Source organism: Scopulibacillus cellulosilyticus (genome assembly GCF_042665295.1).
Classification (GTDB): Bacteria; Bacillota; Bacilli; order Bacillales; family Sporolactobacillaceae; genus Scopulibacillus_A; species Scopulibacillus_A cellulosilyticus.
Genome location: NZ_JBHTCO010000043.1, coordinates 1 through 23,326, shown reverse-complemented (window position 1 = coordinate 23,326; position 23,326 = coordinate 1). Strand labels below are relative to the sequence as shown.

Below are 23,326 nucleotides of genomic sequence, written 5' to 3'. Positions count from 1 at the left end.
CTTTTAAGGAGTGGGGAATCATGATTAATCAGCTTTCATGGAAAGTCGGCGGCCAACAGGGGGAAGGTATCGAAAGCACCGGTGAAATTTTCGCCAAAGCTTTATACCGCTTAGGTTACCATCTGTATGGGTACCGCCACTTTTCTTCTCGTATTAAAGGCGGGCATACCAATAATAAAATAAGAGTCAGCACTGAAAAAGTGCGTTCTGTATCAGATGACTTGGATATTTTAGTTGCGTTTGACCAAGAAACCATCGATGTTAACTTTGCAGAATTGCGTCAAGGAGGCATCATTATCGCTGATGAAAAATTCAAGCCGGTTAATCCGGATGAAAGCAAAGCGAGATTATTTGCAGTGCCGTTTACAAAGATTGCGACAGAACTTGGAACATCGCTCATGAAGAACATGGCAGCGGTCGGGGCTTCCGGTGCTGCTTTGGGCATTCCGCTTGAAAACTATCATTCTATTGTTAAGGAAATTTTCGGCCGTAAAGGCGACAAAATAGTTGAAAGTAATATTCAAGCGATTGAAAAGGGTGCAGAGTACTTTAATCGTGAAGCCGGCGGACCTATTGATGAACTGACCCTGGCACCTGGGGACGGCAAACAAAGAATGTATATGATTGGCAACGATGCGATAGCTATGGGTGCCATTGCAGCCGGTGTCCGCTTAATGAGTGCTTATCCGATTACACCGGCAAGTGAAATTATGGAATATTTAATTGATAAACTGCCGAAGTTCGGCGGAACGGTCATTCAAACGGAAGATGAGATAGCTGCTGCAACAATGGCGATCGGTGCCAATTACAGCGGTGTCCGGGCGTTTACAGCTTCTGCGGGACCCGGTCTGTCATTGATGACTGAATCAATCGGGTTATCTGGTATGACAGAAACACCGCTCGTTGTCGTTGATACGCAGCGCGGCGGCCCAAGTACAGGGCTTCCGACTAAGCAGGAACAATCTGACATTATGGCGATGGTCTACGGGACCCATGGGGAAATCCCGAAAGTTGTTATGGCGCCAAGCACTGTTGAGGAAGCTTTTTACGATATGGTTGAAGCGTTTAACATTGCTGAAGAGTACCAATGTCCGGTGATTTTCTTGTCTGACTTGCAGCTTTCTTTAGGCAAGCAGAGTGTTGACCCATTTGATTACGATAAAATTGAGATTCGCCGCGGTAAACTTATGAACGGTCAACCGCTGCCTGAAATTGATAAAAACGAAGGATTTAAGCGCTATGAAAATACACTTGACGGCATATCGCCGCGGACGATTCCAGGTATGAAAAACGGTCTTCACCATGTGACAGGCGTCGAGCATGCCGAAACAGGCAAACCGTCTGAGACGGCAGAAAACCGGAAAATCCAAATGGATAAACGGCTTCGAAAGCTTAACAGCCTTAAATTTAAAACACCGGTTTATATCGATGCCAAACATGAAAATCCTGACCTTTTATTAATAGGCATGGGATCGACGCGCGGGGCGATTGAAGAAACAAAGGCAAGACTTGAAAATGAGGGTGTCAGTGTCAACCATGCGCATATCCGTCTTATTCATCCATTCCCGGTTGATGAGATAAAACCGCTCATCGAAAAAGCCCGGCATGTTGTTGTTGTCGAACAAAACGCAACAGGGCAACTCGCTGGTCTTGTCAAACTTAACGTTGGCGCCAGAGATAAAATAACAAACGTTCTTAAATACGACGGCAACCCATTTAAACCAGTGGAAGTGTATAACGAATGTAAAGGAGTTGTTAGTCATGCCAGTCACGTTTAAAGAGTTTCGCAACAATATTCGTCCTAACTGGTGTCCGGGATGCGGCGACTTCTCTGTCCAAGCGTCCATCCAACGGGCCGCAGCGAACTTAGGATTAACCCCTGATTCGCTCGCTGTCATCAGCGGCATCGGTTGTTCCGGAAGAATATCCGGTTATATCAACTCCTATGGCTTTCACGGCATTCACGGCCGGGCGCTGCCGATTGCTCAAGGAGTTAAAATGGGCAACCGCGATTTAACAGTCATTGCCGCCGGCGGTGACGGCGATGGTTTTGCGATTGGCATGGGCCATACGATTCACGCGATTCGCAGAAATATTGATATTACTTATATTGTCATGGATAACCAAATTTACGGGTTAACGAAAGGACAAACCTCACCGAGGAGTGAAGTGGGCTTTAAGACGAAGAGTACGCCGGCAGGATCCATTGAATCGGCGCTTTCGATTATGGAAATGGCTTTAACAGCCGGTGCAACCTTCGTCGCTCAAGGCTTCTCAAGTGATTTAAAAGACTTAACTTCCCTTATTGAACAAGGGATTCAGCATAAAGGCTTTTCACTGATTAATGTATTCAGTCCTTGTGTTACCTATAACAAAGTGAATACTTACGACTGGTTCAAAGAGAATTTAATCAATCTTAATGATATAGAAGACTATGATCCTGCTGATAGAGTAACAGCCATGCAAACGTTGATGGCGCATAACGGTCTTGTTAAAGGGCTTATCTATCAGAACAAAGAGAAAAAATCTTATCAAGACATTGCAAAAGGCTACAGTCAAGAATCACTTGCTGGCAGTGATATTCAGTTAAAAGAAGATCAATTCAAAGATTTAGTTGGAGAATTTATGTAATAAGAATCACTTTAAATAAAGGCAAATATTTAAAAGGGAGAGATAACTATGCCATTTGTCATTGCATCACCTTGTATTGGCGAAAAAGCCGCTGAATGTGTAGAAACTTGTCCTGTAGACTGTATTCAGGAAGGCGATGATATGTATTATATTGATCCTGATTCATGTATAGATTGCGGTGCATGTGAAGCTGTCTGCCCGGTTGAGGCGATTTATTCAGACGAAGATGTGCCAGAAGAAGAAAAAGAATTTATTCAAAAAAATGCCGTGTTTTTTAAGTAAACGCATCTAAAAAATAGGCCGCCTGTTTATAGGCGGTCTATTTTTGGCCGTTAAATTTTATCCTTGCAAGTGATCTTAACCATAAGTTGTGGCACACTTACTATGGTCTTTTTTATTATGTGTTTTGAGTTTTAAGATATGCAAAAAATCAATTTTTCAATGAAACTTTTTGTCCTAATCCGGCTTCTTTAGCCCTTTCATATACAAGCTTAGCTGCGGCAATATCGGCAACTGCCAGACCAACGGATTTAAAAAAGGTAAGCTCATGATTATTTTCTGATTTTATCCCATTAACAATTTCACCTAATTCCCCGTAAATATCATCTTCTTTAAATATGCCTTCATTAATAGGGGTTAATAAATCGCCTGATTCCTCTATAGCAGCTTCCCTGGATTCAACAACAACTTTTTCAGCCATTTCCAAGATAAAACTTGGAATCTCTTGAATTTCGGGACGGAATGAACCGACTGCATTAATATGCATTCCAGGTTTTAACTTTTATCGTCTAGTAAAAATATGACACCTTGTATCGTATCTTTTCCGACTTTTTTGTTTTCCGGAAAGACAGTGACGACTTTTATACCTAAGCCTCCAATAGATTCTGCCAAGGAGGGCATGAACAAAACACTGCCGTTAGTTTCTGATATCGGCAGTGTTGTTCGTACGGGTGTCACAGTTCTTGAATTGGAGTACTCACTCAAAGCTGTTGCCATCGTGTCGATAATCTCATTTATTTTTACAGATTTTTTTTATGTCGTTTTCACTACCAGCATGACATTCCCCTATAAGCTTATTAAATAATACTTAACGATAAGGGGGTGAAAATCCTTCTTAAAGGCAACGTTTTATATTAATTTACGTAAAAGTGTCTTATATTAATTCTGAAAATAATATCCACACTATTCACATTATCCACAGTTCACAGGGTCAGACCCCCGAAAAGAATTTCCATATTAATGATGATGCATTAGGCCCGAGCGGATCTGTGTAGGAACCATCAGGGCTCCCTCCAGACCAACTATGTCCCATTAAATCAATCATCCAAAGCTCCATTAGCGGCTTTCCATCTTTGTCATTGTAGACATGTTGGGTATAACTTCTTTCGTTTATAATACCGGATTTTTGTGATGCTGGTAAGACATCTGCTTTGCCTTGACCGCCTTCAATAAGAAAATTAGTTTGTGCCCATTGTATAATCACTTGCTGACCGTTAATTGGATGAACGGTTGTATCACAAATACCGTGAAAAACAATGACAGGCATTTTTCTTTTGTAAGTGCCCATTTCATCAAAAGCGACATTCCCGCATTTGTAAGGATCTGCTGTCCCTTGGATCATTACATTTAAGGCGGTCTGAGCTGTCGGATCTACCGGTATAAAGACATCAACAGCATCGTAAGGCAATCCGGAACAAACCCCAATACCGCTGAATACATCCGGGTAGGTCACTCCTAAAATAGTTGCCATGGCTGCGCCTGCAGATAAACCTGCAGCGTACACTTTATTTGAATTTATGCTGTAATTTTCTATGACATTATCGATCATTTCCTTGATAATCTCAGGCATTCCTTCTTGGCGATGCTGATTAAAATCTAAAAACCAATTCCAACATCTATCAACATTAAAGTCAGTTGGATTAAAAGGGTTAAACAGTGAATTCATTTCCGGGTAAATGACAAGAAAGTTTTCTTGCTCAGCCAGATCATTCATTTTTGTGCCCCTGGCAAAGTCATCTGGATCTTGTTTGCAGCCATGCAGCATGACCATCAGTGGTACAGGTTTTCCTTTTTTATAATGGGTCGGTACATAAAGCTTATAATTGTATCCATCAAGAGTGTGCTCTGTGAAGCTGCCCATCTTGATTCCCCCTTTAAAACGTTTAAATATACTTTTGAAAAAAATAACTTAAGGCTGACCGGCAGGCCTGACAATAACTTCATCCACAGCGACATATTCCGGCTGTTCAAGAGCGTAACAAATAGCATTGGCAATATCTTTACCTTCCAGGAATGTAAATGGTTCGCCGCTATTGAACATGTCGATAATATCCGGATCAGTGATTGTGTTGCTTAATTCTGTAGAAACGGCCCCCGGAGAAATAATTGTCGTCCGGATGTTTTTATCATAAGTTTCTTTACGAAGTCCTTCGCTGATCGCTCTAACGGCAAACTTAGTTCCTGAGTAGACAGCATGGCCGATACCAACCTCATGCCCGGCTAATGATGAGATATTGATAATATGTCCTTGCCTGCGCTCTTCCATATGGGGAAGCACTGCCGCGATACCGTAAAGCACGCCTTTAATATTGACATCAATCATTTGGTCCCACTCATCAATTTTTAACTTGTTCATGTAAGATAACGGCATAAGTCCAGCGTTGTTGACAAGCCCGTCAATTTGGCCAAATTGTGAGACAGCCTCTTCGGCGAGCGCTTTCATTTGTTCACGGGATGTAACATCAGTTGCTTTGAAAACAGCGGTTCCGCCTGCCTTTTCGATTTCAAGCTGTAATTCTTTTAACCGATCTTCTCTGCGGGCGGCGAGGACCAGTTTAGCCCCTTTATCCGCTAAAAGTTTTGCTGCAGCTTGCCCGATGCCGCTGCTTGCCCCTGTAATGATGATTACTTTTCCGTTTATGTTAGTCAATTGTGTCACGTCCTTTACCATATGTACTTTTTACTCCTATCAATATATACTTTTAATTTCGTCTGTTCAATATTTAGAGATAGCCTGCCTTCAGAAGAAATTGCATTATTTTTAGCAAAAACTTATCAATCAGCTCTTTTTTTCACATAATATTTGTGGAGCAAGAAATTATAGCCAAAGCTGGGTTCATAAATTGAAAGGCGGGAATACATATTATGCAATTATTTACAGACAGCGACCTTGATGGGATAAGCTGCGGAATTGTAGCAAAAATTGCTTTTGGTGATGAGGCAAATGTCTTTTATTGTACGTATCGTAATCTCAATCAGCGTGTTGCGGGATTTTTAGATGATCCAAAGAATGAGGATACGCCTATATATATTACTGATCTTGCTGTTAATGAAATAGTTGAAAAAGAATTGGCTAAGCGGTTCGATGAAGGCAAGTTTGTTCAAGTGATTGATCATCATGTCACAGCCATGCATTTCAACGATTATAAATGGGGATGGGTAAAACCTGAAGACGCATCTGGAACCAAGACTTGTGCGGCGTCACTTTTATATCACTATTTAATAAAAAAGAACCTTATTCATCCAACAGAAGCTTTGGATACTTTTATTGAGCTTGTCAGGCAATATGATACATGGGATTGGGAGGCGAATGATAATACAGAAGCAAAGCGTTTGAATGATTTGTTTGGCATAATCGGCAGGGATCAATTTGAATCGGAGATGTTGCAGCGGTTGATGTCAGATCCCGATCATTTTTCATTATCTGATACTGAACAAACGCTGTTGGATATAGAAGAGAAAAAAATTGAACGCTATATTAATTCAAAACGCTGGCAAATCATTCAAGCGTTTATTGATGATTATTGTGTCGGAATTGTTCATGCTGAGCAGTATCATTCCGAGCTCGGCAATACATTGAATAAAATATATCCGCACCTGGATATGATTGCGATAGTTAACGTTGGCACGAAAAAAATGAGTCTGCGAACAATATATGATCATGTTGATGTTTCCGAATTCGCCAAGCACTATAACGGCGGCGGGCATCCGAAAGCCTCCGGATGCGAATTGAATGAAGAGGCGTTCAAAAAATTCGTTATTGACGCTTATTCGCTGCCGTCGATCAAGCCTGATCCGGAACAGAATGAATTTAATGTTAAGGGTTCGTCGTATAGTACATGCTTTATTAATCGTAAAGGGGATATTTCTTTCATAAGACCCCTTTATGAAAATGAGTGGGAAATTATTCACGCAGGCTTGCGAATCGATCGGGTCTTTCCATCATTTGATGAAGCGGAACGTTATCTTAAGCGGCAGTATGCCTCATGGTTAAGGTATGATGATGATATCATTCACCAATTAACAAGAGCCTTGCCGTATACAGAGGAAGAGGTCAGAACAAGTTTTGACGGCATCATGCAAGGAATTTGGACCGATAAAAATCAGCTGTTGGGTGACTAACCAACAGCTGATTTTTCAGTTTTACGATAAGAATAAATTAACAGGCAGCGGTGTTAGCGACAGTTTTAATTTTAAAGACAGAGAGCGAGACTGCCTGTATCTTAAACTTTATTATTTTAATGACGAGGTTATTCACAATATCCACACTATCCACAGTTCACAGGGTCAGACCCCAAGAAAAATGGAGAAGAACTTCTAATTTTGTCAAACTATCTGAATTGTCCAAAATTTAGTAGCTATTCGAATGGCTTTTAGTTAAAATTAATAGATGATACATGGGTCGTATCTATGACTATGTATCAATTCTATTAAATAAAGAAAGGGGGGTTGGTAATGTGACAAAGCCTGTACTGGATGTACAAGGATTAAAAACTTACTTTTTTACAGATGAAGGCAAGATTCCGGCAGTAGATGGTGTCGATTTTTACGTCAAGGAAGGGGAAATATTAGGGATTGTAGGGGAGTCAGGATGCGGTAAGAGCGTCACCTCGCTTTCGGTCATGGGGCTGTTGCCGTCTCCGCCGGGGAAGATCATCGGCGGCCATATTTACTATAAAGATGATGATATTACATATGCATCCGAAGCAAAGATGAGACGCATTCGCGGCAACGAAATTGCAATGATATTCCAAGAACCTATGACTTCTTTAAATCCTGTATTTACTATAGGCAGTCAATTAATCGAAGCGATTCGCATTCACAAAAAATGTTCGAAAAAAGCAGCATCGAAAAGGGCTGTCGAACTGCTCCAGCTTGTCGGACTTCCCCGGGCGAAGGAATTGTTAGAGGATTATCCGCATCAATTATCCGGCGGTATGCGGCAGCGTGTCATGATTGCGATGGCTATGTCGTGTGATCCGAAAGTTTTAATTGCGGATGAACCGACGACAGCGCTCGATGTAACGATCCAAGCGCAGATTCTTGAATTGATGTTAAAACTTAATAGAGAAACTGAGACTGCCATTATTATGATCACCCACGATCTAGGGGTTGTCGCTCAAATGTGCCATAGAATTGTTGTAATGTATGCTGGAAAGATTGTCGAAGAAGGATTGGTTCGGGACATTTTTAACCATCCCAAACATCCATATACGCAAGGACTCCTTCGTTCAGTCCCGGATATGGGAAATAGGAAAGAACGTCTTTATTCTATTAATGGCAGCGTACCCAAACCAGGCACAATAAAATCCGGATGCTTATTTGCCCCTCGTTGTGAATATGTAACAGAGAGATGCATTAAAGAAGAGCCTCACTTGATCAAAGATCAAGATAACAATAATCATGGCGTGCGTTGCTGGTTGTATCAAGAAGGGTAGGAGGAAGGAGCATATGGGAGAGCCTCTGTTAACAGTAGAAAATTTAAAAAAACATTTTCCAATTGAAGGCGGCATTTTAAGAAGGGCGATGGGACATGTCAAGGCGGTTGATGGTGTCAGTTTTACTATTTACGAAGGGGAAACGCTTGGACTTGTTGGCGAAAGCGGTTGCGGGAAATCAACGACTGGCCGAATGCTTTTAAGATTAATAGAACCGACTGACGGCCGCATTGTTTTCACTGGAAAAGAAGTGACAAAGCTTGCGAAAAGGGAGCTAAGGGCTATTAGAAAAGACATTCAAATGATTTTTCAAGATCCCTTTGCATCATTAAATCCCCGCCATACCGTTGAAAGAATCATTGAAGAGCCAATGATTGTTCATAAGCTTGGTGATAAGAAAGAAAGAAAACGGCGGGTCAAAGAACTCTTGGAAGTTGTCGGATTAAGCAGTTACCATGCCAAACGCTATCCGCATCAATTCAGCGGCGGGCAAAGACAAAGAATTGGTATTGCCCGGGCGCTTGCGGTTAAGCCGAAGCTGATCGTTGCTGATGAACCTGTGTCAGCGCTCGATGTATCCGTGCAATCACAGGTGTTGAACCTTCTTTCCGATTTACAGGAGCAATTTTCATTAACTTTTTTATTTATTGCACATGATCTCAGTGTTGTCCATCATTTCAGCGACCGTGTGGGTGTGATGTACTTAGGGCAAATTGTGGAATTGGGGACGAGTGACCAACTTTATGATGACCCTAAGCATCCATATACGCAAGCTTTGTTATCGGCGGTACCTGTCCCGGACCCGGATGCCAAGAAAGAAAAAATCATTTTATCCGGGGATGTACCAAGCCCGGCCGATCCGCCTAAAGGCTGTGTCTTTCATAATCGCTGTCCAATGGTTATGGATAAATGCAAAACTGAAAAACCAGAGTTATCAGCACTTAGTGACGGGCGGTTAGCAGCTTGTCATTTATATGTATAAAACGAAGGGGGATTTTTATGAAGAAGTTATTGGCAATGGCTGTTGCAATTGTTTTTATTTTATCAATAGCTTTATCGGGGTGTTCATCAGGCTCAAGCGAAAAAACGTCAAGCAGTAAAAAGCAAGATACACTGGTCTACGGGCGCGGCGCTGATACAACATCGCTTGATCCGGCGGTTGTCACAGATGGTGAATCTTTTAAAGTCACGAAAAATATTTATGATACCCTTGTCAATTATAAAGGGCAAACGACAAAGGTTGGTCCGGGACTCGCTGAAAGCTGGGACGTGTCGCCTGATGGATTAACTTATACGTTCCATTTAAGAAAAGGCGTTAAATTCCAGGACGGCACTGATTTTAATGCCGATGCTGTTGTTTATAACTTTAATCGTTGGATGAATAGCCATGATGCCGGGAAGTTCGCCTATTATGCTTCAATGTTCGGCGGCTTTAAAGGGGATAAAGGCCATGTTATTAACAGTGTAACAGCTAAGGATAAGAATACTGTTGTCTTTAAATTAAATCACCCTTCCGCACCATTCTTGAAAAACTTGGCGATGACGCCATTTGCGATGGCAAGTCCAGCCGCACTTAAGAAATACGGCGATGACTATGGTAAGAAAGCGGCTGTCGGTACCGGCCCATTTAAATTTAAAAGCTGGCAAGCCAAAGATTCTATTACATTAGTAAAAAATAATAATTATTGGAAAAAAGGTGAACCAAAGCTTAACCGTCTTATTTTTAAAGTTATTCCAGATAATTCAGCTCGTCTAAACGCTTTAAAGAATGGCGAAATCGATTTAATGGACGGGGTGAACCCAAGTGATGCAGCAGACTTGAAAAATAATAAAAATATTAAAGAATTTGTACGCCCGCCGATGAACGTCGCTTATCTGGGATTTAATGTAGAAAAGAAACCGTTTAATAATAAAAAGGTTCGTCAGGCGTTAAATTATGCGGTAGATAAAAAGTCTATTATTGAAGGTTTCTTTGCAGGAAATGCTAAACCGGCTACAAATCCAATGCCGCCAAGTATTGAAGGATATAACAAAGATATTAAGCCATATAACTTCGACTTGAAAAAGGCTAAGAAGCTATTAGCTGAGGCAGGCTATCCGCATGGATTTAAAACTGAATTATGGACAATGTCGAATCCAAGAGATTACATGCCGGCACCGGAGAAAACAGCCGAAGCAATCCAAGCCAACTTTAAGAAAATCGGTGTAGATGCCAAAATCGTTAATATGGAATGGTCTACTTACTTGGAAAAAGTACAAAAAGGTGAAGCGCCTATGTATATCCTGGGATGGACAGGAGATAACGGGGACCCGGATAACTTCTTGTATACGCTCCTTGATAAGGATGCCATCGGCAGCAACAACTATTCACGCTATGCGAATGAAGAAGTCCATAAATTAAATATTGAAGCGCAATCGGAAACAGATAAAGCCAAACGTGATGAACTCTATAAAAAGGTTCAAAAGATTGTTCACGATGATGCACCGTGGGTACCGCTTGTATACGCTGAGCCGGTCCTTTTAGGCAAATCAAATCTTGTAAACTTCAAACCTCACCCAACCGGCACCGATAAATTCGACGACGTCTACTTTAAGTAGGCATAACTGAGAAATATCCACAGTTTGGGGGTCTGACCCCAAACTGTGGATAACTATTAATTAAGTCAAAAAGAGGTGAGACAATGTTATCCTACTTAACCCGTCGCATCTTAATGTTAATCCCTGTTCTATTTGGCATGTCTATTATTGTTTTTTCAATTATCCGGGCTATCCCGGGAGACCCTGCACAGACGATCTTGGGACCGAAGGCGACACCGCAAGCGATTGCCAGCCTTCATCACAGCTTAGGTTTGGACAAGCCGTGGTTCACACAATATATCAATTATGTCAAAGGGTTATTAACAGGGAATTTTGGGACATCAATCAGAACCAATGAACCTATCAGTCAAGAAATATGGCCGCATCTTGCTGCAACGATCGAGCTGTCGGTTGTTGCTATGATAATAGCTGTTATCGTTGGCGTTAATGCCGGGATTATCAGCGCCTGGAAGCAAAATTCTGTGTTTGATTTTGCGGCAATGGTAATTGCTCTTATTGGCGTTTCAATGCCGGTTTTCTGGCTTGGCCTTTTAGAACAGTGGGGTTTTTCTTTAAAACTGCATTGGCTGCCGTCAATCGGGCGTGATGATGTCAGAAATTCTGTTGCCCCTATCACTCATTTTTATTTAATAGATACCTTGCTTCAGGGCAGATTCGATCAGTTTTGGGTTGTTGTTCAGCATCTTATTCTGCCGAGCATTGCGCTGGCAACAATTCCGCTTGCGATTATTGCCAGAATGACCAGGTCGAGCATGCTTGAAGTCATGAAATCCGATTATATTCGTACAGCAAGAGCAAAAGGGCAGAAAATGTTCTGGATTGTTTATAAGCATGGTTTGAAAAATGCCTTTATTCCTATTTTAACTGTTATTGGCTTGCAAACCGGATTATTGCTGGGCGGTGCCATTTTAACGGAAACGATTTTCGGCTGGCCGGGGATCGGCAGCTATATATACGATGCGATTCAATACAGGGATTACCCGGTTATTCAATCAGGTATCCTCGTTATTGCCTTCTTTTTTGTCATCATTAACTTGCTTGTTGATATATTGTATGCAGTCTTTGACCCGCGTATTAAGTACAGGTGATAAAATACGCTGTTCTGTGTTTCTGGTATAGAAGCAGATTTGGATGACAAAATTGTTAAAGAGAGGGGGATTTTATGCTTGAAAGAGCAACGAATCAGCCGCCTGTTAACCCAAATGTAAATGTTAAAGAAGAAAGACCAGACTCGATGTGGAGGGAAACATGGAAGGTATTTCGTAAAAATAAACTCGCTTTAATCGGTGCTGCTATTGTTCTGTTTTTTATTCTGCTTGCCATATTTGCAGGCGTCCTGGCACCGCAGGGGATTAATGATCAAAATTTGGGTATACGATTGAGGCCGCCATCCGGCAAATATTGGTTTGGAACAGATGATTTCGGGCGCGACATATTCAGCAGAATTTTATACGGCGCAAGGATTTCCTTGCGTGTCGGCTTTTTATCTGTGCTGGGTTCGATTATTGCTGGGACTTTTTTAGGTATTATTGCCGGTTTTTATGGCAAAATTTTAGACACGGTTATTTCAAGGATTTTCGATATACTTTTAGCTTTTCCAAGCATTTTATTAGCGATTGCGATTGTGGTGATTCTTGGGCCGTCTTTAAACAATGCCCTTATTGCCATTGCAACAGTCAATGTCCCTAACTTCGGGAGGATTGTCCGCTCTAAAGTGCTGACGCTTAAGCAGGAAGAATATATAATGGCTGCGAGATCAATTGGCATGAAAGATTCCCGGATCCTTTTTCATCATATATTACCGAATAGCCTTGCGCCGATTATTGTTCAAGGGACGCTGAGCATTGCAACTGCTATTTTAGATGCGGCCGCTTTAGGCTTTTTAGGGATGGGGGCTCAAGCGCCTCATCCGGAATGGGGAAGAATGCTTTCTGATTCAAGAGAATATATTCAAGACGCCCCTTGGACAGTCATATTTCCGGGACTTGCCATTATGCTGACAGTGTTAGGATTTAATTTATTAGGTGATGGATTAAGGGATGCGTTGGATCCTAAAATGAAAAACTGACTACTAGAAGAAGAAAAATGAGCAAACTGCCGGATCAGGCAGCTTGCTCATTCTTCATTTTCTTCAACAAGATTGATTCTGTTGGCTTTTTTATGATAGGTTTGGAAGCTTTCAACAAGCATATCAAGGTGTTCAAGCAGTTGACTATACGCAACAATCGCTGCGATAAGAGGAAAGAGATTCAGCCAGTGTTGTTGTGCGGTCTCGTCATAAAAGTCTATAAAAGACTCGGTAATTTTCATTTTATGCTTACAAGTGTCTTTGGCATGCTCTTCATGATGCTCATCACGGATTTTACCATTAAATTTAAGCAGGATCCGCTCATGATAATTCATAAGGCCTTCCAAGCGTTTTTGCAGGATTTCCTTAAATGATTCAGGAAGATGATGAAAATCTTGTTCATTTCGTTCAAGTATTTTCAAAATATCATGAAGCTTATTGGTTGTTGCCATCATTTGCCGGAAGATAACCGACCGGCGATGCTTAGCAAACCGGTGTTTTTTTAAATAATTGCGTTCTTCCTTATACCAATGATAGTAATTATCAATTTTTAGTTTGTTCTCATCGAAAGCCGCAAGCTCCTGTTTGATTTTCGTATGTTCAGAGGCATGCTGGCTGATTAAGCGAATCCATTTAAAAAGCTCGTTTGTTTGATTTAATATTTTATAATACAAACGATTTTCGTAATTTGGCGGTAAAAATACGATATTTACGACAGTTGCACATACAACGCCAATAAGAACGAGAATGATTCGGTCTAAGGCATAATCAGTAAAATTGCCTTTAGGCGGAAGACCTGCCATAATAACGATCACCGTAACCATTGTCAAATTGATCGTTGAATGGAGACGCATTTTCAACATAATAACGATAACGATAATAACCGCAAGACCGACGATAATTGGATTTGATCCAATAAATTTCACAAAAAGAATCGCAATAATGGCGCCGATGATATTACCCTGGACATTATCAACCATGGTCCGAAGGGAACGGCGTACAGATGGTTGTGTTGCTACTGCAGCGGCAATCCCGCTCATTGTGACATTTGAAAAATGCAGCATCGTCGAAAGTAACGAAGAAATAATAAGTGCAATAGCTACTGCTAACCCCGTTTTTAAACTTCGGGCACCGAGTCTCATTTTAAAAGTTATCTCCTTTGTCACTCGTTCTAACCCTTAAATTATATGAAGGTTAAATTGAAAGTTTAAGAAAAACACAGTAACGTTTTTCTTAACATGCCACTGACTATACAATGTTTATTAGGGAAATTCAATAGTTAAAACTCCATTTATAAAAGTCTACCAATATAGTATTTTTTAATTATTCGTGAAATGAATAGAAGGGGGGAATTGGCACAAACCAATTCCCTAAAACCCTATTTTTTTAGTTGTGAAAAAGCATGATCAACTGCTTTTAAAGTTTCATCAATATCAGCTTCTGTATGCTCAGTTGTAAGGAACCAGGCTTCATATTTAGACGGCGCAAGGTTGATTCCCTGGTGCAGCATTAATTTGAAAAATTTACCGAACATTTCTCCATCTGTATTTTTTGCATCATCGTAGTTTTTGACAGGGCGGCTGCCGAAGTAAAGTGTCATTGCGCCCTTAAGCCGGTTAATCGTTATTGGCAGTTGATATTTTTCATTAATTTTTAAAATACCGTCCTCAAGACGTTCGCCAAGCGCGTCAAGTTTTTCATAGACATGCGGCTGTTTAAGGATTTCAAGACAAGCAATACCGGCTTGCATGGATGCCGGGTTGCCGGACATTGTTCCGGCTTGATAAGCCGGGCCGAGCGGTGCCACTTGCTCCATAATCGCTTTTTTACCGCCGTATGCTCCGATCGGCAGGCCGCCGCCAATAATTTTGCCCAGTGCTGTCATGTCAGGTTCAACGCCAAGCAAGTTTTGCGCGCCGCCGTAAGTAAAACGGAAACCGGTAATGACTTCATCATAGATAACCAGGCCGCCGGCACCGTGGACGATGTCATTAACTGCTTCAAGAAAGCCTTTTTCAGGCATGACAATACCAAAGTTTCCGACAATCGGTTCAACAAGAACGGCAGCAATGTCATCGCCCCAACGGTCGATCGCATGCTTTAGAGCATCAATATCATTGAAAGGAACGGTGATGACTTCTTTTGCAATATTTTCAGTCACACCAGCGGAATCAGGTGAACCTAATGTTGATGGACCGCTTCCGGCGGCAACTAAGACAAGATCAGAATGACCGTGGTAGCAGCCGGCGAATTTTAAAATTTTATTCCGCCCGGTATAGGCTCTTGCAACACGGATTGTTGTCATAACCGCTTCAGTGCCGGAGTTATTAAAACGAACTTTTTCTAATGAAGGGATAGCTTCTCTTAATAATTTTGCAAACTGATTTTCATAAGCTGTCGGTGTACCATAAAGAACACCTTCATCAGCAGCTTTCTTAATAGATTCAGTAATATGCGGGTGGGCGTGGCCGGTAATAATAGGGCCGTACGCTGCTAAGTAATCTATGTAGCGGTTGCCGTCCTCATCCCAAAAATAAGCGCCTTTTCCCTTTTTCATAAAGACAGGTGCACCGCCGCCAACCGCTTTGTAAGCGCGGGACGGACTGTTAACACCGCCGACGATAAGATCCTGGGCCTCTTCATAAAGTTTTTCAGAGGTTTCATAATTTCTCATCTCTATATACTTCCTTTCCCCATAAGAGATTATTCAAATAATGAAAGTGCCGGCTAATGCCGGCACTTTTACTTAAGCGTAACGATATGATTAGTATCTAATATTTGAAGGAATTTGACAAGGCGGGCCAATGTAGGCTCAGCCTTGTCCCCGAAATGCTCATGTAATAAATTTTCGATGTCCCCAACTGTATAATCGCCGTTACAATGGTTTAATACGAATAGACCGAGATCATCAAGTTTGTAGCGATGTTCTTTTGGCTGTTTTAAAAACTTAATAGCTGCCTTTTCAACCATCGTTGTTCTGGGGATGATTAAATAATATTTTTCATTTATTTCATCAATACGAAACTTATCATTTAAAACTGGAACCATCTCGATAAGGTTTTCGGGTTCTTTTTTACGAAAAGCCTTTTTCATTATTTAGCCGATCCTTTTTTTGAACCTCTGAAAGCAAAGAACCAAAGTGAAAAGATAACGATGGCAAATAGAACAACTGAAACTAATCCGTTTGTGAACATGACATTTGCCGGCATCGGAACTTTGGCAAAGATTAAGAAAGCGACGACCACACCGACAAGCGATTCACCGGCTATAAGGCCTGAGGCAAATAGTGTACCGCTGTCTTGTCTGGCTTGTCTTTCTTCTTTACGCATACTGAATCGATCAATTAACCATCGAACAGCACCGCCAATCATAATCGGCATGCTTGTATGAATAGGTAAGTAAAGACCTACGGCAACCGTTAATGAGTTAAGGCCTAAGAATTCAATAACAATGGCAGTCGCAGCGCCAATGAAGATTAAATCCCATGGCAGCTGGCCGTTCATAATACCTTGAGACAAAATTTTCATCAAAACACCCTTAGGCGCAGGCAGTGCTTTTGAACCCATACCATAAGCGGCATTCATGATATATAAAACAAATCCAATGACAAGGGATGATGCAATAACACCGATTAGCATAGCGATTTGCTGCTTCCATGGTGTCGCGCCGACAAGGTAACCTGTTTTCAGGTCTTGTGAAATATCGCCTGCAACGGCAACAGCTGTACATACGATTGCTGCAACACTAATAGTCATAATGATACCTGTATTTCCAGTTGCCCCGGTAAGTTTATAGGCAAGGGCGACGATTAATAATGTTGCAATTGTCATTCCGGAAACAGGAGAAGATGAACTGCCGACTATACCAACAATTCGGGAGGAGACAGTGACAAACAAAAACCCTAAAATAGCAATAGCAATTGCACCAATAATACCAACGTGAACAATCGGATCAACAGCAATAATAATAACGAATAAAATAACGACGCCGATAACCCATTTCATAGAAATATCTCTGTCTGTACGCTCAAGTGTTGCTGCACCCAATTTATTTTGACTCATGCTGCTAATGGTGTCTTTTAAGCTGGAAAAAAGTGTTGGAAGCGTTTTAAGTAAAGTGATAATACCTCCCGCTGCAACAGCTCCGGCACCAATATATCTAATATAGTTATCATAAATATCCCAAGCTCCGAGATGTGTCAGAGGCGTTGTGGTTGGGAAGAAATGATGAAGGTTTCCGTGACCGAAGAAGCCGATAATCGGAATGAAAACGACCCATGCAAGTATTCCGCCGGCAAGCATTTGCCCGGCAATTCGCGGTCCGATAATAAAGCCGACACCAAGCAGCGACGGCATTGTGTCTAAACCTACAATCGCGTTTTTGAAATGGTAAATACCTGTTTCTACTTCAGTTTTAAAAAGTTTAAGGCCATCACCGATCGCTTTGAAAATACCGCCGATGACAACGCCGTACAGAACATTAAGCGCTCCGCTGCCGCCTTTTTCGCCGGATTTTAACACCTCTGCACAAGCTGTTCCTTCCGGATATGGCAAATTACCGTGTTCTTGGACAATAAGTAATCTTCTAAGCGGCACCATCATAAAGACGCCCAAAATACCGCCGACCAGTACGATAAAAATGATCATAATTTGATGAACATGAATGTGAAGCATGAACAAAGCCGGGATAGTAAAAACGGCCCCCGAACCGATCGCCTCACCAGCTGTTGTAATTGTCTGAACAATGTTATTCTCTAAAATCGACTCTTTTTTAAATATCCCTCGTAAAATACCCATTGAAATAACCGCGGCCGGAATTGACGCTGAAACGGTCATACCAATAACCAATCCTAAATAGGCATTGGCCGCACCAAAAACCACCGCAAGAATTATACCAAGTATGATAGCTGTAACTGTTAATTCGGGAAGTGATTTCGATGCAGGAATATAAGGGACAAATTTGGTTGAGTTTTCTGAACTCTTACTCAAACGATTTCACCACCTGCTATATTTTTCGGCAAAATTCATTCTATCATACAATTTTCGTCTTGGGCATATATTGAGAATTGTAATATTATAAAAATGATTTAATAAATTCACAAACCCTAACGAACCTTCAAAAGAAGGTCACGCAAGAGTATCTAAAAAGTGGCTTAATATTTTTGCGGTCAACCCCCAAATACTTCGTTCGTTGTAATCATAAAAAAGTTCTTCCATAAACTGTCGCCGAAACGTATAATTCTTCCCTCCGTATATTTTTTCAAATGGGAAGTCAGCTTTCGGTTTTGCTGCTAAGTCAACAATATGGCGTTCAGGTTTTTGCTTCAAGAGCCAATTCAGAGGTACCGTAAATACAGAATCAACTTCTTGCTCGTTAGGCATTATTCCCTCTACTGAATGAATATATCCAACAAAAGGGTAAACAATCATATAAGGCGATGGGACATATAAAGCAAGGTCCCCCAAAATTGTAATATCAGACGTGCTGATTCCGAGCTCTTCAGATGTTTCTCTAATCGCCGTTTCTTTTAGGGAAGCATCTTTTTTGTCGTATCTTCCACCCGGAAAACATATATCTCCTGGTTGTGATTTTAATGTTTTTGATCTGACTTCAAATAAAATGTGCCACTCACCATTTACTTCTAAAAGCGGAATGAGGACAGCAGACTTTTTAGCCTTGTTTTCACCGATAATACCCTTGTCTTTATCAATTTTTTCTTTTATTTCGTTAATATCCACAGTTATTTCACCTCTTTTTATACTTTTAAGTATAAATTTGTAGCAAAGATGAGAATGTGACGCAGAGGCAAATTTTAGGTGCAAAAGTATAAGCGCAACGAAGCGAGACTGCGAACAAAGTGAGTTAGCGAGACTTGTGCTCCGGAGTACTAGGCCTCTGTCTTCGCCTTTTAAGGCTTGCCATTCGGCAAGTTTTCTTTATCGAATATAAAGAAGCGATTATCTTTAAGCTTAACATATTAATAAAAAGGGTAAATACTAATTGGGCAAAGCAAAGATTCAGTTTGTTATATTTGAGATATTGACAAACTTTTGAGAAAATATATAAGAGGTGATAACTGTGAAAGCAATCATACATAAGGGAGAAGAAGGACTTTCAGGAGTTTCTTATACAGATATAGAAGAACAGCAAGTTAAAAGCGGTGAAGTGAAAGTCAGGCTAAAAACTGCTGGATTAAATCATCGCGATTTATTTGTTTTAACCCGACATGCCGGGGTCAGTTCGCCGTTAGTTATCGGTTCTGACGGCGCGGGTGTTATTGAAGAAATTGGCGAAGGTGTCCAAGGGCTCGCCGTCGGACAAGAAGTTGTCATTATCCCGAGCCTTCGTTGGAGAGAGAAAAGTCCGGCCCCTCCTGAAGACCATGAAATTTTAGGATTGCCTGATAACGGTACTTTTGCAGAATCGATTGTTATCGCTGCCGAGCAAGTGACAGCGAAACCGAAATATTTGACTTGGGAGGAAGCAGGTGTATTGCCTTTAGGTGCTTTGACCGCCTGTCGTGCCATGTTTACGCGCGGAAATCTTCAAGCTGGACAAACTGTATTTATTCCAGGCGTTGGCAGCGGTGTCGTAACTTATTTGGTACAAATGGCGAAGGCTGCGGGCGCCCGGGGTTATTGTCAGTTCCCGAAGTCCTGAAAAAAATGAAAAAGCCTTGCAATTAGGAGCTGATATGGCCATTGATTCAAATGGCGATTGGGATAAGGCTCTTGAAAATGAAACGATTGATCTTGTCATCGAAAGTGTTGGAGCTGCAACTTGGCAAAAGTCGCTCAATCAACTTAAAAAAGGCGGTACAATGGTTGTCTTTGGGGCCTCAGCCGGGGACGAAGTTAAACTTAATTTGCGCGACTTCTTTTACGGGCAATATAGTTTGCTGGGTTCGACCCTTGGGAGCATTGAGGAGTTTCATGAAATGATAGCCTTTTTTGACAAACACCAAATTAGGCCGGTTGTTGACAGCGTCTACCCGCTTTCAGAAACAGTTGTGGCCTTGAAAAAAATTAAAGAAGGCAAGCAATTCGGAAAAATAGCGATTAAAATCGCGGAGTAACGAGCGGCACTTCTCGAACTGCTGCGAATAGCGACGAGAAGTAGCGATACTTCAATGAATAATCACCGGCGAAGGAGCACCGAGGGACACATCTCGAATTGCTGCAAGTTATGAAGAGAAGTAATGATACTAATCAAATAAAAGGAGCGTTTTAAATGATTTTAGAAGCTGGACAAACAGCACCGGATTTTACATTGAAATCGACGAATGGTGAAGAAGTCACTTTATCTGATTTTAAAGGAAAGAATGTTGTTTTGTATTTTTATCCAAAAGATATGACACCTGGTTGTACAACTGAGGCTTGTGATTTTAGAGACCAACATGCTTTATTTGCCGATGTTAATACCGTCGTATTAGGCGTCAGCCCCGATCCAGTTGAAAAGCACCAAAAATTTACTGAAAAGCATAGTCTGCCGTTTACGCTTTTAGCAGATGTTGACCATGAAGTTGCAGAAAAATACGGTGCTTGGCAGTTAAAGAAAAATTTCGGAAAAGAATATATGGGCATTCAACGTTCTACATTTGTTATTGATAAAGAAGGCAATATTGCAAAAGTCTGGCCAAATGTAAAGGTTAAGGGTCACGTTGAAGAGGTATTGCAATTTATCAAAGAAAATTTAGCTAATTAAACAAATCAATCACATAGTTTTGTAAAGTGCGGGATGATTTCCCGCGCTTTTGTCATATTAAAAGTAAGAGGGTGAGTGTGATGACGATAAATGTTTTGACTTCAGCAAAAGTTCGCCGTGATTTACGTGAAAATTTAAAAAAAGATTTTCAAGACGTTAACTTTTTATTTTGTAAAAGTATGTATGAAGCTAAGGGTAAACTGAGTTATGCGGATATACTTATTACATACGGAGACGATTTAGATGAGAAAATGATTAAACAGGCTGAACATTTAAAGTGGATTATGGTCATGACAGCCGGTGTTGAACAGCTGCCGTTTCAAGCTATTAAAGAAAAGAATATATTAGTGACAAATGCTAGAGGCATTCATAAAATACCAATGGCTGAATTTACAATTGGGCTTATGCTCAATTATGTAAAGAAATTCCGTCAATTGTCCAATAACCAAGAAAGGCATTATTGGGAGGAAACCTTAAAGCTCGGGGAACTCTCCGGTAAAAAAATGACGATTATAGGTCCGGGTGCAATCGGAAGTGAAATTGCCAGACTTGCAAAAGCATTTCATATGGAGACAACGGGGGTTAATCGAAGCGGCCGTCCGGTTGAATTTATAGATAATATTTATTCCATGACTCAAATCAATGAGGCTTTAAAATCTGCAGATTACGTTATTTCAGTGTTACCAACCACTTCTGAGACATATCAATTAATTAATAAAGATCTTTTTAAAGCCATGAAACAAGAAGCTGTATTTATTAATATTGGCCGAGGTACGACCGTTAACCAGAAGGATTTATATCAAGCGTTAGTTAAAAAAGAAATATCACATGCTATATTGGATGTTTTTGAAGAGGAACCATTACCTGAGGACCATCCTTTTTGGGCTATGGAAGAAGTGACGGTAACACCGCATATATCGGCTCGCACAGATCAATATCAGCCGCGTGCTGTCGAAATTTTCAAAAAGAATCTTTATAAATACATTCATAAGGAAAATAAATTTATAAATCAAATTGATTTGGATAGGGGATATTAAAAAGGAATATTATTGGTCTAATTTTTACGGTGATATTGAAGGTAACAATAATTGACACAGTCCCTTTTTACCATGTAAAATAAAATTAACAGATTATAAATATTTTAATTTAATAATTAATGTTTTGAAAGTGAGGTGCATGACGGTGACTGAAGAACGTATAAAAGAAGCCATTGATACGTTAAAGGAATCCGGCGTACGCATAACACCGCAACGTCATGCCATATTAGAATATTTAATTGTATCAATGTCGCATCCAACTGCGGATGAAATTTATAAAGCACTTGAAGGTAAATTTCCAAATATGAGTGTCGCGACTGTATATAACAACTTAAGGGTCTTTAAAAAAGCTGGGTTAGTTAAAGAATTAACGTACGGTGATTCATCCAGCCGCTTTGATTTTGGGACTTCTGATCATTATCATTGCATATGCAGTTCGTGCGGCAAAATTGTTGATTTTCATTATCCGGGATTGGATGAGGTAGAGGCATTGGCTGAACATGTTACCGGATTTCATGTAGGAAAGCATCGGATGGAAGTATACGGCATATGCCCTGAGTGCCAAAAAAAAGAACAACACTAAAAAGCTGAGGCCTTCTGAAGGTTCTCAGCTTTTGTATGCTTTTAAATAAATGAATGAAAGTACAGTTACAACTAAAACCTCTGACTTCCCTTTAGGTTCATTGATCGATTAGTTTTCTTTATAACTTTTTCTATTGTATTTTATGTCAAATGGTTTCCCTTCCAAATTTGGATCCAGTGTCAGCGGTTCATTGCAGCTCATACACATATCGACTCTCCCCAGAATTTTGGTTGGCTTCCCGCAATTAGGACAAATGACCTTAATGGTTTTAGTTGATAACATCCCTACCCAAAGGTATATCCCGGAACTAAGTATTACCGATATAAAGCCTAAAAGCATGAAGATTGTCATGATGATGACATGGCTTTTTAAAAAAATACCCGCATACATAATGCCTATCCCTATGAAAACAAGAAGAAGAGCAAATGAACGAAACTTATTAATCTTACTTGATTTTTTGAAGAACATAGGAAACAACCTCCTTAATGAAGTATAGCACACAAACGGCCGAATAATAATTATTTTCCGAAATTTATACAGGGGTAAAAAACTTTTGAAAAAGTATTGACGTTACATAAGAAGTCGTGGTAAATTATTAAACGTTGTCGCCAATAAAAAGCGACAAACAAAATTTAAAAAAACATATTGACATTGATGAATGACAATGTTAATATTAATAGCGTCGCTTCAAACGACAAAAAATAAATCAAAAAAAGTTGTTGACACAAACAACTTAAAGTGATATAATGAATAAGCCGCTGTGAAAAAAACTATCATAAACAAAAGTGATAGATTGATCTAAATCGAAACGATTATATTTCGGTTGTTCAATGTGAAGTGGACATAGATATACTTATTGTACCTTGAAAACTAAACAAAAGCCAAGCGTGATTGAAAGGGCAACTTTTCAGTAAAAGCTAAGGATCATAACGATTGAAAGTATCGCTGTTTAACAGCTTTAATAAGGATGTTCGCATCCAAACTTTAT

General features: G+C 40.5%; 20 protein-coding genes and 2 pseudogenes. 13 read left to right on the top strand and 9 right to left on the bottom strand.

What is annotated here, in order from left to right:
• Positions 1–20: 20 nt before the first annotated feature.
• The 3 genes from ACFQRG_RS19815 to ACFQRG_RS19805 are packed head-to-tail and all read left to right on the top strand — an operon-like array spanning position 21 to position 2,913.
• On the top strand, positions 21–1,778 hold the full coding sequence (locus ACFQRG_RS19815) for a 2-oxoacid:acceptor oxidoreductase subunit alpha (protein WP_380969398.1): 1,758 nt from the start codon (positions 21–23) through the stop codon (positions 1,776–1,778).
• On the top strand, positions 1,762–2,631 hold the full coding sequence (locus tag ACFQRG_RS19810) for a 2-oxoacid:ferredoxin oxidoreductase subunit beta (RefSeq protein WP_380969396.1): 870 nt from the start codon (positions 1,762–1,764) through the stop codon (positions 2,629–2,631). Before ACFQRG_RS19815 ends, ACFQRG_RS19810 begins: the two co-directional genes overlap by 17 nt.
• Before the next feature lie 48 nt (positions 2,632–2,679).
• Positions 2,680–2,913, top strand: coding sequence for an indolepyruvate ferredoxin oxidoreductase subunit alpha (locus ACFQRG_RS19805; RefSeq protein WP_380969394.1), 234 nt, complete (start codon positions 2,680–2,682; stop codon positions 2,911–2,913).
• Between the two features lie 148 nt (positions 2,914–3,061).
• Here ACFQRG_RS19805 and ACFQRG_RS19800 read toward each other — a convergent pair.
• From ACFQRG_RS19800 to ACFQRG_RS19790, 3 genes and pseudogenes are all read right to left on the bottom strand, one after another.
• A pseudogene (locus ACFQRG_RS19800) lies at positions 3,062–3,648 on the bottom strand (hypothetical protein).
• Between the two features lie 193 nt (positions 3,649–3,841).
• Positions 3,842–4,771 carry an extracellular catalytic domain type 1 short-chain-length polyhydroxyalkanoate depolymerase gene (locus tag ACFQRG_RS19795; protein ID WP_380969392.1) on the bottom strand — a complete coding sequence of 310 codons (930 nt, stop codon included), beginning with the start codon at positions 4,769–4,771 and terminating at the stop codon, positions 3,842–3,844.
• Positions 4,772–4,819: 48 nt separating this feature from the next.
• Positions 4,820–5,581, bottom strand: a complete 762-nt coding sequence (locus ACFQRG_RS19790) for an SDR family oxidoreductase (RefSeq protein ID WP_380969390.1) — start codon at positions 5,579–5,581, stop codon at positions 4,820–4,822.
• A 194-nt stretch (positions 5,582–5,775) separates the two neighbouring features.
• Here ACFQRG_RS19790 and ACFQRG_RS19785 point away from each other — a divergent pair, with 194 nt between their 5' ends.
• The 6 genes from ACFQRG_RS19785 to ACFQRG_RS19760 all read left to right on the top strand — a co-directional run bounded on the left by ACFQRG_RS19785 (position 5,776) and on the right by ACFQRG_RS19760 (position 13,014).
• Positions 5,776–7,032 (top strand): DHH family phosphoesterase, encoded by a 1,257-nt coding sequence (locus ACFQRG_RS19785; protein WP_380969388.1) that lies wholly within the window; start codon positions 5,776–5,778, stop codon positions 7,030–7,032.
• Positions 7,033–7,367: 335 nt separating this feature from the next.
• Complete coding sequence (locus tag ACFQRG_RS19780; RefSeq protein ID WP_380969386.1) at positions 7,368–8,348, top strand: ABC transporter ATP-binding protein; 981 nt, start codon at positions 7,368–7,370, stop codon at positions 8,346–8,348.
• Between the two features lie 13 nt (positions 8,349–8,361).
• Positions 8,362–9,330: an ABC transporter ATP-binding protein gene (locus ACFQRG_RS19775; protein ID WP_380969383.1), complete on the top strand. Its 969-nt coding sequence runs from the start codon at positions 8,362–8,364 to the stop codon at positions 9,328–9,330.
• Between the two features lie 17 nt (positions 9,331–9,347).
• Positions 9,348–10,946, top strand: a complete 1,599-nt coding sequence (locus ACFQRG_RS19770; RefSeq protein WP_380969380.1) for an ABC transporter substrate-binding protein — start codon at positions 9,348–9,350, stop codon at positions 10,944–10,946.
• An 83-nt stretch (positions 10,947–11,029) separates the two neighbouring features.
• Positions 11,030–12,034: an ABC transporter permease gene (locus ACFQRG_RS19765; RefSeq protein ID WP_380969377.1), complete on the top strand. Its 1,005-nt coding sequence runs from the start codon at positions 11,030–11,032 to the stop codon at positions 12,032–12,034.
• Positions 12,035–12,108: 74 nt separating this feature from the next.
• Positions 12,109–13,014 (top strand): ABC transporter permease, encoded by a 906-nt coding sequence (locus ACFQRG_RS19760; protein WP_380969375.1) that lies wholly within the window; start codon positions 12,109–12,111, stop codon positions 13,012–13,014.
• A 47-nt stretch (positions 13,015–13,061) separates the two neighbouring features.
• Here the strand turns inward: ACFQRG_RS19760 and ACFQRG_RS19755 are convergent, their stop codons facing one another.
• The 5 genes from ACFQRG_RS19755 to ACFQRG_RS19735 form a co-directional block, all read right to left on the bottom strand.
• Entirely contained in the window at positions 13,062–14,180 is a 1,119-nt protein-coding gene (locus ACFQRG_RS19755; RefSeq protein WP_380969374.1) for an FUSC family protein, read from the bottom strand.
• A gap of 212 nt (positions 14,181–14,392) precedes the next feature.
• Entirely contained in the window at positions 14,393–15,688 is a 1,296-nt protein-coding gene (locus ACFQRG_RS19750) for a glutamate-1-semialdehyde 2,1-aminomutase (RefSeq protein WP_380969373.1), read from the bottom strand.
• A 68-nt stretch (positions 15,689–15,756) separates the two neighbouring features.
• Complete coding sequence (locus tag ACFQRG_RS19745) at positions 15,757–16,107, bottom strand: PqqD family protein (RefSeq protein WP_380969371.1); 351 nt, start codon at positions 16,105–16,107, stop codon at positions 15,757–15,759.
• Positions 16,107–18,002 carry an OPT family oligopeptide transporter gene (locus ACFQRG_RS19740; RefSeq protein ID WP_380969369.1) on the bottom strand — a complete coding sequence of 632 codons (1,896 nt, stop codon included), beginning with the start codon at positions 18,000–18,002 and terminating at the stop codon, positions 16,107–16,109. The genes ACFQRG_RS19745 and ACFQRG_RS19740 overlap by 1 nt, the downstream gene beginning before the upstream one ends.
• Before the next feature lie 138 nt (positions 18,003–18,140).
• Complete coding sequence (locus ACFQRG_RS19735) at positions 18,141–18,752, bottom strand: NUDIX hydrolase (RefSeq protein ID WP_380969367.1); 612 nt, start codon at positions 18,750–18,752, stop codon at positions 18,141–18,143.
• 340 nt (positions 18,753–19,092) lie between these two features.
• Here ACFQRG_RS19735 and ACFQRG_RS19730 point away from each other — a divergent pair.
• The 4 genes and pseudogenes from ACFQRG_RS19730 to perR all read left to right on the top strand — a co-directional run bounded on the left by ACFQRG_RS19730 (position 19,093) and on the right by perR (position 22,338).
• Positions 19,093–20,089: pseudogene (locus ACFQRG_RS19730) on the top strand (zinc-binding dehydrogenase).
• A 155-nt stretch (positions 20,090–20,244) separates the two neighbouring features.
• Complete coding sequence (gene bcp, locus ACFQRG_RS19725) at positions 20,245–20,718, top strand: thioredoxin-dependent thiol peroxidase (RefSeq protein WP_380969365.1); 474 nt, start codon at positions 20,245–20,247, stop codon at positions 20,716–20,718.
• 80 nt (positions 20,719–20,798) lie between these two features.
• Positions 20,799–21,755 (top strand): D-2-hydroxyacid dehydrogenase, encoded by a 957-nt coding sequence (locus tag ACFQRG_RS19720; RefSeq protein ID WP_380969607.1) that lies wholly within the window; start codon positions 20,799–20,801, stop codon positions 21,753–21,755.
• Between the two features lie 139 nt (positions 21,756–21,894).
• The gene (gene perR / locus ACFQRG_RS19715) at positions 21,895–22,338 is read left to right on the top strand and encodes a peroxide-responsive transcriptional repressor PerR (RefSeq protein WP_380969363.1); all 444 of its coding nucleotides are present in this window, start codon (positions 21,895–21,897) and stop codon (positions 22,336–22,338) included.
• A 108-nt stretch (positions 22,339–22,446) separates the two neighbouring features.
• Here the strand turns inward: perR and ACFQRG_RS19710 are convergent, their stop codons facing one another.
• Positions 22,447–22,806 (bottom strand): YgzB family protein, encoded by a 360-nt coding sequence (locus ACFQRG_RS19710; RefSeq protein ID WP_380969361.1) that lies wholly within the window; start codon positions 22,804–22,806, stop codon positions 22,447–22,449.
• Positions 22,807–23,326: the final 520 nt, after the last annotated feature.